Consider the following 14,463-nt stretch of genomic DNA (forward strand, 5'->3'; position numbering starts at 1 on the left):
CGCGATCAGGATGGCGAACGGTCGCGACGCATCTGGGTGACCAGGGTAAAGCGGTCATCCGGGTGCACGGTCTCGGAAACCGCCATCAGGTCACCGTTTTCCTCGCGGTAATGGCGGGTGATCTTCAGCCCAGGCGAACCCGCCTCGGCCCTTAGCACCCGGGCCATTTCAGCGGTCAGCAACACCGCCCGCACCTGCTGGTCGACCACGGCGATCGGCCGGCCATAGTGCTGCTCGATCAGCCCGGCAATCAGCTGGTCGGGGTGTTCGCGCGCCAGCTCGATAACCTCGGCATGGTCGCGCTGTGCATACACATCGGTCCAGCACAGCGGTGCGGCATTGTGCAGGCGGTCGACGCGAATACTCGACACGCAGAAGTAATGCTCCCCCGGCACCAACCCCAGCCGCGTGGCCTCGCTCAGGTCGGCGACGAAGTGGCGCACGTTCTGGATTTCCCGCTGCTGGGTTTCGGCCAGGTGTGCAAGGTCGGCCACGCTGGCCAGCGATTGCGAATAGCCGCCGCGCGGGCTGCTGGCCTCGACCCGAGTGCCCACGCGCTTGCGCCGCGACACCAGCCCCTGGTTGAGCAGCTGGTCGATCGCTGCGCGCACCGTATGACGGCTCACCTCGTAAAGGTCGCACAGCTCGAACTCGGTCGGCAGCAGGCTGCCTACCGGGTAGCGGCCACTGGCAATGCCTTCCATCAAGTCCTTTGCCACGGTGGAATAGCGCGTCGGGTTCATACCTTTGCTCGGTCTCGCAAACTTCATCGCTTGATAGTGTATCAGCGACAGAATTTCGAACGCTTCACCGGCCCTCTGCAGGTTGGTCGCCCAGTGTCGGTCATGGATCGGCGGGCAAGCTCATGTGCAGCAAAGGAAACGGGCGGCCTTCACCGTCCAGCGGCGAGCGGCCGGTCTGGACAAAGCCATAGTGCTGGTAAAACCCTGTTGCCTGCGGGTTCTGCTCGTTGACATCGACACTCATCGTGCTGCGCGACTGGCGGCCGAAATCCAGCAGTGCGCGGCCAATGCCCTGGCCGTGGCGCGCGGGGTCGACGAAGAGCATTTCCACGTGGTTTTCATTGAAGCCGATGAAGCCCAGGGGCTGGTCATCGGTGTCTACTGCAACCCACAGCTCGACGGCCGGAAAATACAGGTCACGCAGCTGTGGCAACAGCGCGTCGATGTCGCAGGGTTGTAGAAAGTGGTGCGTCGCGCGTACGGCGCGCAGCCAGATGTCGAGCAACTGCGGGTAGTCTGCAGCGATGCCTTGGCGAATGATCATGCGGTCATCCTGAGTGAATTGATGGCGGATGGGCGCGCCAACAGGTGGCGGCCATGCGGGGTCGGCATCATGAATGACCGCTTCGCGAGTTAACGCCTGGGCGGTGCACGGCAGGGGAGGCCGGAAGGGAAGAGTGCGGAAGATTACCCGGATTGCGCAGTGTGGGGCAATGGCGGTGCGCTGCAGGTTTTGACTCGACTAGGCTGCTTGTCGATGCTGGAATTGAACCCGCACAACACGAACGGGCCGGGGGCGCCAATGAACCGCAACGAACTGCGCAAAGCCGATATCAACCTGATGGTGGTGTTCGAAGCCCTGATGCAGGAGCGCAACCTCACCCGTGCCGCGGAAAAGCTGTTCGTCGCCCAACCCACGGTCAGCGCCGCGCTGGCCAGGTTGCGTGCGATGTTCAACGACCCGTTGCTGGTCCGTGTGGGTAACCGCATGGAGCCCTCGGCCAGGGCCGAAGAGGTGATCAAGTACCTCACCCCGGCCCTGGATGCGATGTCCGTCGCCCTCAGCCTGACCCACGATTTCGACCCCTTGACCAGCAAGATGACCTTCCGCATCGGTTTGTCCGATGACGTCGAGTCCGGGCTGTTGCCGCCGCTGTTGCGGGCGTTGCGGGTCGAGGCGCCGAATGTGGTGGTGGTCGTGCAGCATGTGGATTACTGGCGCATCCCCGACTTGCTGGCAGCGGGCGATGTAACGGTCGGCATCAGCCAGACCAAGGGGCTGCCTGCCAATGCCAAGCGCAAGGTACTGCGCACGATGCAGGGCAGGGTAGTGCGCGCCGACAAGTCGGCCAAGCCACTGACACTGGATGAGTTCTGCGCCCGCCCGCACGTTCAGGTTTCGCCCACCGCCAACACCCAGGGTGTGGTAGACGATTGGCTTAAAGAGATTGGCCGCGAACGCAAGGTGGTGTTGTCGGTGCCGCAGTTCAGTTCGCTGCCGGCGATTCTGGCTGGCACCGACCTGCTGGCCTGTTGCCCGGACTATGCCGCACAGGGCATGGAGCGTTGGGGCAACCTGCAGGCTGAGCAGTTGCCGTTCGAAACCACGGCGCTGGAGCTGGCGATGGTCTGGTTGAGCACTACCGACAGCGACCCCGCCGAGCGCTGGCTGCGCAGCCGCCTGGAGCACTACATGGGCGGCGTGCGCTCGTTGGACGGTGGCCAGGTTTAGAACGCCCCCTGCAAGGTCACCATGAAGTTACGCGGCTCACCATAGAAGTTACCCCAGCCCGGCGCACCGATGGTGGCGTAGTACTTCTTGTCGAACAGGTTGTTGCCGTTGAGGGCGACGGTCCAGTTCTGGTCCAGGCGATACTGCACGCGGCCGTTCCACACGGTGTAGCCCGCCTGCTCGACGCGGGTGTTGCGGGTGGTGCGGAAGTTCTCGCTCTGGCTGTTCAGACCGGCACCGAGGGTCCAGCGTTCCAGGGCACCGCCCAGCTGGTAGTCACCCCACACTTTGAACATGTGCCGTGGAATGAAGCTGGAGGTGAACGTCAGCTCGGTGGGGTCGCTGTCTTCGATGGTCTTCAGGTATTTGGTCTGGGTGTAGGTGTAGCCCGCCAACAGTTGCAGGCGCTCGATCGGCGAGCCGCTGATCTCGGCTTCGAAACCCTGCGCGCGCACCTTGCCGCTGTCGGTGTAGCAATACCCGTCGCCTGACGGGCAGGTCTCGATGTAGTCGCTTTCCGCGCGGTGGTTCTCGACGGTGCGGAACAGGTTGAACGAGGTATTCAGCGCGCCGCCAAGCAGCTCGCCCTTGATGCCAATCTCGTAGTTGGCACCGGTCTTGGGCTGAAGTGGCTGCCGCTCGGCGTTCACCTTGTCGCTCTGCGGCTGGAAGATGTCGGCGTAGCTGGCGTAGGCGGTCCACTGGTCGTTCAGGTCGTAAAGCACGGCGGCGAACGGCGTGACCTGGCCGTTTTCCTCACTGCGGTTGTTCACCCAGTAATCGTAGAACTCGGTGTAGGAGTCGCTCTTGTTGCGGTACCAGCTGACCCGCGCGCCCAGTACCAGGGTAAGCGGCTCTGCCAGCTTCAAGCGCAGGTTGGCGTAGGTGCCGTATTGGGTGGTGGTGGAATCGGTTGGTACGCTGCCACCACGGGTCGGGTTGACCAGGTAATCGTCCTTGGACGGGCGAGGGAAGTTCGGGGAGGGGTTGAACGGGTTCTGCTTGCCGTCCAGTAGAATCAGCGCGAAGTAATCATGGGTTTTCTGCCGGCTGGCGTTGGCGCCGATGATCAGCTCGTGCTGCAGGCCGAACGCCTCGAACTTGCCATCGATATAGCTATCGAAGCCGTAGTCGTCCTGGTCGTAGTCGAAACGACCGGCGCGGACGGCCATGCTGGCAGTGTTGGCGCCGACCGGCACCGTGCCTTCGGAGTAGGCGTATTCGATGTCCTGGTCGTTGTGGGTGTAGACCGAGGCGAAGTTCAGTGTCCAGTCATCGTTGAAGCGGTGCTTGAAGTCGGCAAAGCCGGTAATACGCTGGCTTTGCAGGTCGTTCCAACTGGCCCCCAGGCAGGTGGAACGCGACAGCTTCAGGTCACTGCCATCGGCGTAGCGTGGCACGCCGGCATAGCACGGTGTGGCATCGACGTCCTCGTAGGCCAGGCCGAAGCCCAGGGTGGTGTCGGCGCTGACGTCCCAGTCGATGGCGCCATACAGTATCTGGTCCTGGCGCTTGGCCGTGTCATAGAAATACTGGCGGTCCTGCAGGGCTGCCACCGCGCGGCCCCGCACGCTGCCCGACTCGTTCAGCGGGCCGCCTACGTCGACTTGGCCGCGATAGTTGTCCCAGCTGCCGGCGGACAGGGTGACAGTGGTCGCGGCCTTGTCCTGGCCGCGCTTGCGCACGAAGTTGACGCCACCAGCGGAGGAGCCGGAGCCCTTCATCATCCCGGCCGCGCCTTTGAGGATTTCGACGCGGTCGTAGAACGCCATGTCGCTGGAAAAGCTGTTGGCCTGCACGTAGTTGCCACCCACGTCCAGCGGCACGCCGTCGTACTGGTACTGGCCGTCCAGGTTGAAACCACGGGAGTAGAAGTATTTGCCGCCCATGGGCGAGTCATACACGGTGATGCCAGGGGTCTTGTCCAGTACCTGTTCGAGGGTGTTCAGGTTCTGGTCGTCAAGCATCTTGCGGGTCATCACGGTGACCGCCTGCGGGGTTTCTTTCAGCGTATGGACGCCCTTGCCGATGGTCACTGCGCGGGCGGTGTATGACTGGGTGCCCTCGCTGGTCGCATCCAGCCGATTGGAGTCGATGTTCAGCGGCCCCAGCTCCATGGCCGTGCCGTAGTCTGCCGACACCAGCACATAACCGCCATTGCCCTGGCGCTGCGCCTGCAAGCCGCTATTGCTCAGTAACCGCACCAGCCCTTCCTCGACGCTGTAGCTGCCTTCCAGGCCTGCGCTGCTCAGGTTGCGGGTCTGCTCGGTGTCGAACGAAATGGTCACACCTGCCTGCACGCCAAACTGGGTGATGGCATTGCCCAAAGGGCCAGCGGGGACATGGTAGGCGGTCTGGCTTTGAGCCATGGCCTGGGCAGGCATCAGCAGCAGGCACGGCGCGCTGGCAAGGGACATGCCGAACAGCACCAGGCGCACGGCCTGGGTCAGTTTGGTTGCAGGGGTGGGGTACAGATGAGGCATTGCGTGATCCTTCCGAGTCATGGCAGAAAGTCGCTGTCGTCGCGGCTTGTGTCAGGGACGGACGAGAATCGAAATCAGCAAGGTTCGCGCGTAGGTTTTTCAGCGCCTGCTCAGGCAGGCTCCACGCTCACCCAATAGCGGCTGAGGTAGTGCACCCTCACAGGGAGGGTTTTCGGCAGGTTGGCCAAAGCGATATCGGTATCATCGATGCGAAAGGCTCCGGAGATACTCATGGCCCGGATTGCGGAGGCGCAGCGCAGCACGCCTGGCCGATAGCGCCCCAGTTCTTCGATGAAGTCGCCCAGGCGCCAGTCGTTAACGCTCAGCATGCCCTGCAGCCAGGCCGTGGAATCGGCGGGCAGAGCCTGGGCGGTGGCGAAGTCATCCTGGTCAAAACTCACTTGTTGGCCCGCTTGCAGTTGCAGCAGCCGATCAAGGTGGCGCTGTGGACGTACCTCGACGCTGCCCTGAAGCACGCCCACGCGGGTCTGGCGCGCAAGTTTGCGGATGCTGAACTCGGTACTGCGGGCAAGCACGCTGCCGTCATCGGTGTGCACGATGAATGGGCGCTGCTGAAGGTCGCTGACCGGGCGGACCAGAATTTCCCCTTGATACAGCTGAATCGCCCGCACTTTCGCGTCATAGCGCACGTCCAGCGCGGTGCCCACGTTCAGCTCCAACTGCGAGCCGTCCACCAATTGCAGGGTGCTTCGTTCGCGGCTGCCGGTACGTTGTTGGGCCAGCAGGGAGCGATAGGGCACCTGCTCGGCGGCCAGCCAGCCACCTGCGCCCATCGCCAGCAACAGGCTCAGCACCTTCAGCACTTCGCGCCGCTGCGCCTGTGCCGCGCCGAGGCTGGACAGCGCCGCCTGTGGTGGCAGCATGGCCCACTGTTGCTGCAGCTTTTCTACCCGAGCCCAGGCGGCAGCGTGTTGTGGGCTGGCCTGCAACCACTGCCGCCAGGCCTGGGTGCGGGCCTCGCTGTTGGCGCCGTCGTTGAGCTGTACATACCAGGTGGCAGCGGCTTCGAGTGTCTTGAGATCCATCGGCTCAGCCTTCGACTGCCAGCAGGCAGCGGGTCATGGCCTTGATCAGGTGATTCTTCACGGTGGTCACCGACACGCCGAAGCGCTCGGCCGCAGCACCGTAGGTCAGGCCTTCCAGTTGCACCGCCAGGAAGATGGCGCGGGTCTTGGTGCCGAGTTCGTCGAGCAGGCTGTCCACGGTTACCAGCATTTCGATGATGGACAAGCGCACCTCTGGCGAAACCTCCACCGGTTCCGGGCGCAAGGCCAGGGCCTGCAGATAGGCTTGTTCGATGGTGCGGCGGCGGACCTTGTCGATCAGCAGCGCACGGGCGATGGCGCTGAGGTAGCTGCGCGGCTCGCGGATCGGCAATTGATTGCGCGCGGTCATCACCCGCAAAAAGGTATCGTGCGCCAGGTCGGAGGCATCGGCGGCGTTGCCCAGGCGGGCGCGTAGCCAGCCCTTCAGCCAGCCGTTGTTTTCGCTGTAGAGCTGATGCAGGGCCTGATGATCGAGCGTCGACATGGCGTCAAATTCGCAATATGAATAGGAATTGATCGCATTGTCGCGATGAGCCAGGGCGATTGCAAGGGGGCATTTGGGGCCGCAGGGCGGCCCCCAATGATGCGGCGGTTAAAAGCCCGCTTCCAAGTCCAGGAGGTCCTGCACGGTCTGGCGCCGACGGATCATGCGCAGTGCCCCGTCCTCGATCAGAAACTCCGGCAGCAGCGGCCGGCTGTTGTAGTTCGACGACATCGACGCGCCATAGGCACCGGCGTCGTGGATCACCAGCAGGTCGCCCACCTGTGCCTGGGGCAGCTCCTGCGGGGTCAGTTCCTGGTCATCCTGGGTGAACACGTCACCCGACTCGCACAGCGGCCCGGCCACCACGGTCGGTTGCCGTGGACGGTCCACCGGCTGGCCGTTGGCATCGAGCAGGGTCATGCCGTGGTAGGCGCCGTACATCGCCGGGCGCATCAGGTCGTTGAAGCCGGCGTCGATCATGACGAAGGTATTGCGGCCCACTTGCTTGACGGCACGCACTTCGGCCACGAGGTAGCCCGACTCGGCCACCAGGAAGCGCCCCGGCTCGATTTCCATGCGCACCGGGTGGCCGAGCATCGCTTCGATTTCCTTGCGCGCCACTGCCCAGGTCTGGGCATAGCGTTGCAGGTCGACTGGCTTGTCGGTTTTGCGGTACGGGGTGGACAGCCCGCCACCAATGGAGAAGGCTTCGATGTCCACGCCCAGGCGGCCGATCAGCTCGATCATCGAGCGAGCCACCTGCTCCAGGTGCTGGTAGTCCACTCCCGAGCCAATGTGCATGTGCACGCCCACCAGGTGCAGGCCGTGCGCCTTGATGCACGCCAGCGCCTCGTCCAGCTCTTCGTGCCAGATGCCATGCTTGCTGTTTTCACCGCCGGTGTTGGTCTTGCGGCTGTGGCCATGGCCGAAGCCTGGGTTGATACGGATCCAGACGCGGTGGCCGGGCGAGCGTTCCCCGAGTTGGCGCAGCATGTCGATGGAGCCGGCGTTGACTTCGATTTTCGAGGCCACCACGCGTTCCAGGGTGGGGCGGTCCAGTGCGTCACAGGTCAGCACCACGCCGGCAGGGTCACCGCCCACGCTGGCACCTGCGGCGAAGGCCCGTTCCATTTCGCCCAGCGACACGGCGTCCAGCACCAGGCCATGGGCGCGCATCAGGCGCAGCACATGCAGGTTGGGGTTGGCTTTCTGGGCGAAGCGCACGGTGTCGAACACCTTCAACTGCTCGACACGTTCGGCGATGGTACCGGTGTCGTACGCCCACAGCGGCGAGCCGTGCTGGCGGACGGCTTCGGCCAGGAGGGTGAAGGGTGCGGTCATGGTGGCGCTACTCCTATAAGAAAGGCCACGAGCATGAGGCAAAGCAGGAATTCAGAAAAATAGCTATTTTTCTGATGGTCATTCATATTTGATATGCCCATTGTCGACCCACCGAGTGCTGCCGTGAAACTGTCCGTCCGCCATATCGAAGTGTTCCGCGCCATCATGGCCGCAGGCAGTGTCACCGGCGCGGCGCGGCTGCTGTTCACCTCGCAGCCCACTGTTAGTCGCGAGCTGGCGCGCCTGGAGCAGGTGACCGGGCTGAATCTGTTCGAGCGCGAAGGTGGGCGTTTGGTGGCAACGGCCCAGGCATTGCTGTTGATCGAAGAGGTCGAGCGTGCCTATGTCGGGCTGGAACGCATCGATCGCTTTGCCCAGGCCATCCGCAATTTCGAGCAGGGGCGGCTGGCCATCACCTGCCTGCCGCTGTTTTCACAGACCTTGTTGCCCAAGGCCTGTCAGCGCTTTCACCAGCAGCACCGGGGCGTGAGCGTGAGCATCCTGGCGCAGGAGTCGCCCTTGCTGGAGGAGTCGCTGGTTGCCCAGCAGCACGACCTTGGCCTGACCGAGGTCGAGCAGATACCGCGCGGCGCTTATGGTGAATTGCTGTTCAGCGCCAACATGGTGTGCGTGTTACCCGAGCATCACCCGTTACAGGCCAAGGCCGAGCTGGAACTGAGCGATTTTCACGAGGTCGATTTCATCAACCTGGCCAGCCTGGACACCTACCGCCAGCGCCTGGACCAGCACTTTCGTGCAGCGGGGGTTAACCGCCGCACCATCATCGAGACCACCAGCGCCGCGTCGGTGTGCGCCATGGTCAGGCAAGGCCTGGGGGTGGCGATCATCAATCCGCTGAGCGGGCTGGAGGCGGCCCAGGGCGGGCTGCCGATCCGCAGGTTACGGGTGTCGGTGCCGTACCAGGTGATGCTGATACGCCCGGACCACCGGCCGGCCTCGGCGGCGGTGGAGCCGTTTTGCGAGGCGTTGCGGGAGCAGGCGCAGGCGATGCAGGCGGCGTTGCGGTAGGTTCGGGCTCAGAGCTCGCAGACGAAGGTCCCGGTCCCGGCCAGGATGTTCTCCAGGGTTTGCTTCACTTCATCCATGTCGCTCAGTGCGCTGGTCAGGTTGATTTCCAGCACCTCGTCCCCCTTCAATGCATCCCGGTCGCCGGCCGCCACTTCGATCAGCAGGCGCTTGGCGCTCAGGGTGACTTTCAGCCCATCCAGCGTCGACGGCTCGTCATCCAGGGTCAGGTCGACGGTGTCTTCGTCCGGGTAGCGGGTAAGCAGAAACATCTGACCCTTGTCGCTGTGGCAGCACAGGGTCGCCATGTTGTCTTCCTCGTCATCGCAAGGGGTGGCGAACAGCAGCGCGGTGTTGATTTGCATGAGCAGGCTCGGATCAAAGGAAACGGAAGGGAATTCTGACAGTCTTGCGTACAGGCATAAACGTAAAGTTACCGCCCCTTGACCGAAATTGTCGCAGCGCTGCAAGCGTTGATGACCGATCAGTCGTTAAGCTTCGGCGAGCCCTGGGCGTGCCTGCGCACGTTCAACGCCTGGTTTTACCGTCCGCCTTGCCACGGGTTGGCTATCGTTGATCCGTACACGGCGCACGCAGCGACGCTTCAACTATTACAAAGCCCAAGCGGAGTACCACAGATGGCGTTCTTCACCGCAGCCAGCAAAGCCGACTTCCAGCATCAACTGCAAGCGGCCCTGGCGCAGCACATCAGCGAACAGTCCCTGCCACAAGTGACGCTGTTCGCCGAGCAGTTCTTCGGCATCATCTCTCTGGACGAACTCACCCAGCGCAGGCTTTCCGACCTGGCCGGCTGCACCCTGTCAGCCTGGCGCATCATCGAGCGTTTCGACCCCGAGTACCCGCAAGTGCGCGTGTACAACCCTGATTACGAACGCAACGGCTGGCAATCGACCCATACCGTGGTCGAGGTGCTGCACCACGACCTGCCGTTCCTGGTCGACTCGGTGCGCACCGAGCTCAACCGCCGCGGCTACAGTATCCACACCCTGCAGACCACCGTGCTCAGCGTGCGCCGTGGTGCCAAGGGCGAGCTGCTTGAACTGCTGCCCAAGGGCACCCAGGGCGAGGGCGTGCGCCACGAGTCGCTGATGTACCTGGAGATCGACCGCTGCGCCAACGCCGCCGAGCTGACGGTGCTGACCCGAGAAATCGAGCAGGTGCTGGCCGAAGTACGGGTGGCAGTGGCCGACTTCGAACCGATGAAGGCCAAGCTGCGTGAAGTGGTGGCGCAGGTGGAGCAGACTGCCTTTGGCCCAGCGCAACACGAAAAGGGCGAAGTCAAAGCCTTCCTCGAATGGCTGCTGGATAACCACTTCACCTTCCTGGGCTATGAAGAGTTCACCGTCAAGGGCGACGCCGATGGCGGCCAGATGGTGTACGACGAGCAGTCGTTCCTTGGCCTGCCGCGCCGCCTGCGTGTGGGCCTGACGACAGAAGAGCTGCGCATCGAAGACTACGCCGTGGCCTACCTCAACGAGCCGCTGCTGCTGTCGTTCGCCAAGGCTGCACTGCCCAGCCGCGTACACCGCCCGGCCTACCCTGACTACGTGTCGATCCGCCAGCTGGATGCCGATGGCAAGGTGGTCAAGGAACACCGCTTCATGGGCCTGTACACCTCGTCGGTGTATGGCGAAAGCGTGCATGCCATTCCGTACATCCGCGTGAAGGTGGCCGAAGTCGAGCGCCGCTCGGGCTTCGATCCCAAGGCCCATCTGGGCAAGGAACTGGCGCAGGTGCTGGAAGTGCTGCCGCGCGACGACCTGTTCCAGACACCAATCGATGAGCTGTTCAGCACGGTCATGGCGATCGTGCAGATCCAGGAGCGCAACAAGATCCGCGTGTTCCTGCGCAAGGACCCGTACGGCCGCTTCTGCTACTGCCTGGCTTACGTACCAAGGGAAATCTATTCCACCGAAGTGCGGCAGAAGATCCAGCAGGTGCTGATGGAGCGCCTGAAGGCCAGCGACTGTGAGTTCTGGACCTTCTTCTCCGAATCGGTACTGGCCCGTGTGCAACTGATTCTACGGGTCGACCCAAAGAACCGCATCGACATCGACCCGCAGCAGCTCGAGCGTGAAGTGGTCCAGGCGTGCCGCTCGTGGCATGACGACTACTCGGCGCTGGTGGTGGAGAACTTCGGCGAAGCCCAGGGCACCAACATCCTCGCCGACTTCCCCAAAGGCTTCCCGGCCGGTTACCGCGAGCGCTTCGCCGCGCACTCGGCCGTGGTCGACCTGCAGCATGTGCTGAACCTGTCTGAAAGCAAGCCACTGGCGATGAGCTTCTACCAGCCGCTGACCCAAGTGGGTGAGCGCATCCTGCACTGCAAGCTGTACCACGCCGACACCCCGCTGGCGCTGTCCGATGTGCTGCCGATCCTGGAAAACCTTGGCCTGCGCGTGCTTGGCGAGTTCCCCTACCGCCTGCGCCATGCCAATGGCCGCGAGTACTGGATCCACGACTTCGCCTTCACCTACAGCGAAGACCTGAGCCTGGATATCCAGCAGCTCAACGACACCCTGCAGGATGCCTTCATCCATATCGTGCGCGGTGACGCCGAAAACGACGCCTTCAACCGCCTGGTGCTGACTGCCGGCCTGCCGTGGCGCGACGTGGCGCTGCTGCGCGCGTACGCCCGTTACCTGAAGCAGATCCGCCTGGGCTTCGACCTGGGTTACATCGCCAGCACCCTGAACAACCACACCGACATCGCCCGCGAGCTGACCCGGTTGTTCAAGACCCGCTTCTACCTGGCGCGCAAGCTCACCCAGGACGACCTGGACGACAAGCAGCAGCGCCTGGAACAGGCCATCCTGACCGCGCTGGATGATGTCCAGGTGCTCAACGAAGACCGCATCCTGCGGCGCTACCTGGACCTGATCAAGGCCACCCTGCGCACCAACTTCTACCAGCCGGATGCCAACGGCCAGAACAAGTCGTACTTCAGCTTCAAGTTCAACCCCAAACTGATCCCCGAACTGCCCAAACCGGTGCCCAAGTTCGAGATTTTCGTCTATTCACCGCGCGTAGAGGGCGTGCACCTGCGCTTTGGCAACGTTGCCCGCGGGGGCCTGCGCTGGTCCGACCGCGAAGAGGACTTCCGCACCGAAGTGCTGGGCCTGGTCAAAGCCCAGCAGGTGAAGAACTCGGTGATCGTGCCGGTTGGCGCCAAGGGCGGCTTCCTGCCGCGTCGTCTGCCGCTGGGCGGCGGCCGTGACGAGATCGCCGCCGAAGGCGTGGCGTGCTACCGCATCTTCATTTCCGGCCTGCTCGACATCACCGACAACCTCAAGGACGGTGGCGTGGTGCCGCCGGCCAACGTGGTGCGTCACGACGATGACGACCCGTACCTGGTGGTGGCGGCCGACAAGGGCACCGCGACCTTCTCCGACATCGCCAACGGCATCGCCATCGACTACGGCTTCTGGCTGGGTGATGCCTTTGCCTCGGGCGGCTCGGCCGGTTACGACCACAAGAAGATGGGCATCACCGCACGTGGCGCCTGGGTGGGCGTGCAGCGCCACTTCCGCGAGCGCGGCATCAACGTGCAGGAAGACCCGATCACCGTCATCGGCGTGGGCGACATGGCCGGCGATGTGTTCGGCAACGGCCTGCTGATGTCCGACAAGTTGCAGCTGGTGGCGGCGTTCAACCACCTGCATATCTTCATCGACCCGAATCCTGAGCCGGCATCGAGCTTCGCTGAGCGCAAGCGCCTGTTCGACCTGCCGCGTTCGGCCTGGAGCGATTACGACACCAGCATCATGTCCGAAGGCGGCGGGATCTTCCCGCGCAGTGCCAAAAGCATCGCCATCAGCCCGCAGATGAAAGAGCGCTTCGCCATCGAAGCCGACCGCCTGACCCCGACCGAGCTGCTGAACGCGCTGCTGAAGGCGCCGGTGGACCTGCTGTGGAACGGCGGTATCGGTACCTATGTGAAGGCCAGCAGCGAAAGCCACGCCGATGTCGGTGACAAGGCCAACGATGCGCTGCGGGTCAATGGCAACGAATTGCGCTGCAAGGTGGTGGGCGAGGGCGGCAACCTGGGCATGACCCAGCTTGGCCGGGTCGAATTCGGCCTGAACGGCGGCGCCACCAATACCGACTTCATCGACAACGCCGGCGGCGTGGACTGCTCCGACCACGAGGTCAACATCAAGATCCTGCTCAACGAAGTGGTGCAGGGTGGCGACATGACCGAGAAGCAGCGCAACCAGCTGCTGGGTAGCATGACCGATGAAGTGGCCGGCCTGGTGCTGGGCAACAACTACAAGCAGACCCAGGCGCTGTCGCTGGCGGCCCGCCGTGCCCGCGAGCGGATTGCCGAATACAAGCGCCTGATGGCCGACCTGGAATCGCGTGGCAAGCTGGACCGCGCCATCGAGTTCCTGCCGTCCGAAGAACAGCTGGCCGAGCGCCTGGCCGCCGGCCAGGGCCTGACCCGCGCCGAGCTGTCGGTGCTGATCTCGTACAGCAAGATCGACCTCAAGGAGCAACTGCTCAAGTCGCTGGTGCCGGACGACGACTACCTGACCCGCGACATGGAAACCGCCTTCCCACCGTCGTTGGTCAGCAAGTTCGCCGAGGCCATGCGCCGCCATCGCCTGAAGCGCGAAATCGTCAGCACCCAGATCGCCAACGACCTGGTCAACAACATGGGCATCACCTTCGTCCAGCGCCTGAAGGAGTCGACCGGGATGAGCCCGGCCAACGTTGCAGGGGCCTATGTGATCGTGCGCGATATCTTCCACCTGCCGCACTGGTTCCGCCAGATCGAGGCACTGGACTACCAGGTGCCGGCAGAAATCCAGCTCACCCTGATGGACGAGCTGATGCGCCTGGGGCGTCGTGCCACGCGCTGGTTCTTGCGTAGTCGCCGCAACGAACAGGACGCCGGGCGCGACACCGCGCACTTCGGGCCGAAGATCGCGCAACTGGGGCTCAAGCTGGACGAGCTGCTCGAAGGCCCGACCCGCGAGCGCTGGATGGTGCGCTATCAGGGCTTCGTCGAGGCCGGTGTGCCGGAGTTGCTGGCGCGCATGGTGGCCGGTACCAGCCACCTGTACACCCTGCTGCCGATCATCGAAGCGGCCGACGTCACCGGCCATGATCCGGCGCAGGTGGCCAAGGCGTTCTTCGCCGTGGGCAGCTCGCTGGACCTGACCTGGTACCTGCAGGAAATCAGCAACCTGCCGGTGGAAAACAACTGGCAGGCGCTGGCCCGCGAGGCGTTCCGCGACGACATCGACCTTCAGCAGCGGGCGATCACCATCTCGGTACTGCAGATGGCCGATGCCCCGCAAGACATGGACGCCCGTGTGGCACTGTGGGCCGAGCAGCATCGGGTGATGGTGGAGCGCTGGCGCGCCATGCTCGACGACCTGCGCAATGCCACTGGCACCGACTATGCGATGTACGCGGTGGCCAACCGCGAGCTGGTCGACCTGGCCATGAGCGGGCAGGCGGCGGTGGTGCCGTCCTGAACACCAGGCTGAAATGAAAAAGCCCCGGCAGTGATGCCGGGGCTTTCTTGTTTTCCTGGGCTGGCCCTTTCGCGGGTAAACCC

10 protein-coding genes are annotated in these 14,463 nt (G+C 63.6%); 3 read left to right on the forward strand and 7 right to left on the reverse strand.

Going from position 1 to position 14,463, the window contains the following annotated elements:
* Window positions 1–5: 5 nt before the first annotated feature.
* Window positions 6–743 carry a GntR family transcriptional regulator gene (locus tag DM807_RS08070; protein ID WP_179027246.1) on the reverse strand — a complete coding sequence of 246 codons (738 nt, stop codon included), beginning with the start codon at window positions 741–743 and terminating at the stop codon, window positions 6–8.
* A 100-nt stretch (window positions 744–843) separates the two neighbouring features.
* Window positions 844–1,287 carry an acetyltransferase gene (locus DM807_RS08075; RefSeq protein ID WP_060493291.1) on the reverse strand — a complete coding sequence of 148 codons (444 nt, stop codon included), beginning with the start codon at window positions 1,285–1,287 and terminating at the stop codon, window positions 844–846.
* Between the two features lie 258 nt (window positions 1,288–1,545).
* On the opposite strand from DM807_RS08075, the gene DM807_RS08080 reads away from it, so the two are divergent.
* On the forward strand, window positions 1,546–2,475 hold the full coding sequence (locus tag DM807_RS08080) for a LysR substrate-binding domain-containing protein (RefSeq protein ID WP_179027247.1): 930 nt from the start codon (window positions 1,546–1,548) through the stop codon (window positions 2,473–2,475).
* Here DM807_RS08080 and DM807_RS08085 read toward each other — a convergent pair.
* From DM807_RS08085 to lysA, 4 genes are all read right to left on the reverse strand, one after another.
* Complete coding sequence (locus tag DM807_RS08085) at window positions 2,472–4,958, reverse strand: TonB-dependent siderophore receptor (protein WP_179027248.1); 2,487 nt, start codon at window positions 4,956–4,958, stop codon at window positions 2,472–2,474. The genes DM807_RS08080 and DM807_RS08085 overlap by 4 nt on opposite strands.
* Window positions 4,959–5,068: 110 nt before the next feature.
* A complete protein-coding gene (locus DM807_RS08090) occupies window positions 5,069–6,004 on the reverse strand; it encodes a FecR domain-containing protein (protein WP_012271257.1) in 936 nt (311 codons plus the stop codon).
* 4 nt (window positions 6,005–6,008) lie between these two features.
* Window positions 6,009–6,509 (reverse strand): sigma-70 family RNA polymerase sigma factor, encoded by a 501-nt coding sequence (locus tag DM807_RS08095; protein WP_179027249.1) that lies wholly within the window; start codon window positions 6,507–6,509, stop codon window positions 6,009–6,011.
* A 108-nt stretch (window positions 6,510–6,617) separates the two neighbouring features.
* Window positions 6,618–7,850, reverse strand: a complete 1,233-nt coding sequence (gene lysA, locus DM807_RS08100; protein ID WP_060515655.1) for a diaminopimelate decarboxylase — start codon at window positions 7,848–7,850, stop codon at window positions 6,618–6,620.
* A 123-nt stretch (window positions 7,851–7,973) separates the two neighbouring features.
* On the opposite strand from lysA, the gene DM807_RS08105 reads away from it, so the two are divergent.
* Entirely contained in the window at window positions 7,974–8,879 is a 906-nt protein-coding gene (locus tag DM807_RS08105; protein ID WP_041166660.1) for a LysR family transcriptional regulator, read from the forward strand.
* Window positions 8,880–8,887: 8 nt separating this feature from the next.
* Here DM807_RS08105 and DM807_RS08110 read toward each other — a convergent pair whose 3' ends face one another.
* A complete protein-coding gene (locus DM807_RS08110; protein WP_060493287.1) occupies window positions 8,888–9,241 on the reverse strand; it encodes a hypothetical protein in 354 nt (117 codons plus the stop codon).
* A 273-nt stretch (window positions 9,242–9,514) separates the two neighbouring features.
* Here DM807_RS08110 and DM807_RS08115 point away from each other — a divergent pair, with 273 nt between their 5' ends.
* Window positions 9,515–14,380, forward strand: coding sequence for an NAD-glutamate dehydrogenase (locus tag DM807_RS08115; protein WP_179027250.1), 4,866 nt, complete (start codon window positions 9,515–9,517; stop codon window positions 14,378–14,380).
* Window positions 14,381–14,463: the final 83 nt, after the last annotated feature.

It is taken from the genome of Pseudomonas hunanensis, from assembly GCF_013393325.1.
Taxonomy (GTDB): domain Bacteria; phylum Pseudomonadota; class Gammaproteobacteria; order Pseudomonadales; family Pseudomonadaceae; genus Aquipseudomonas; species Aquipseudomonas putida_P.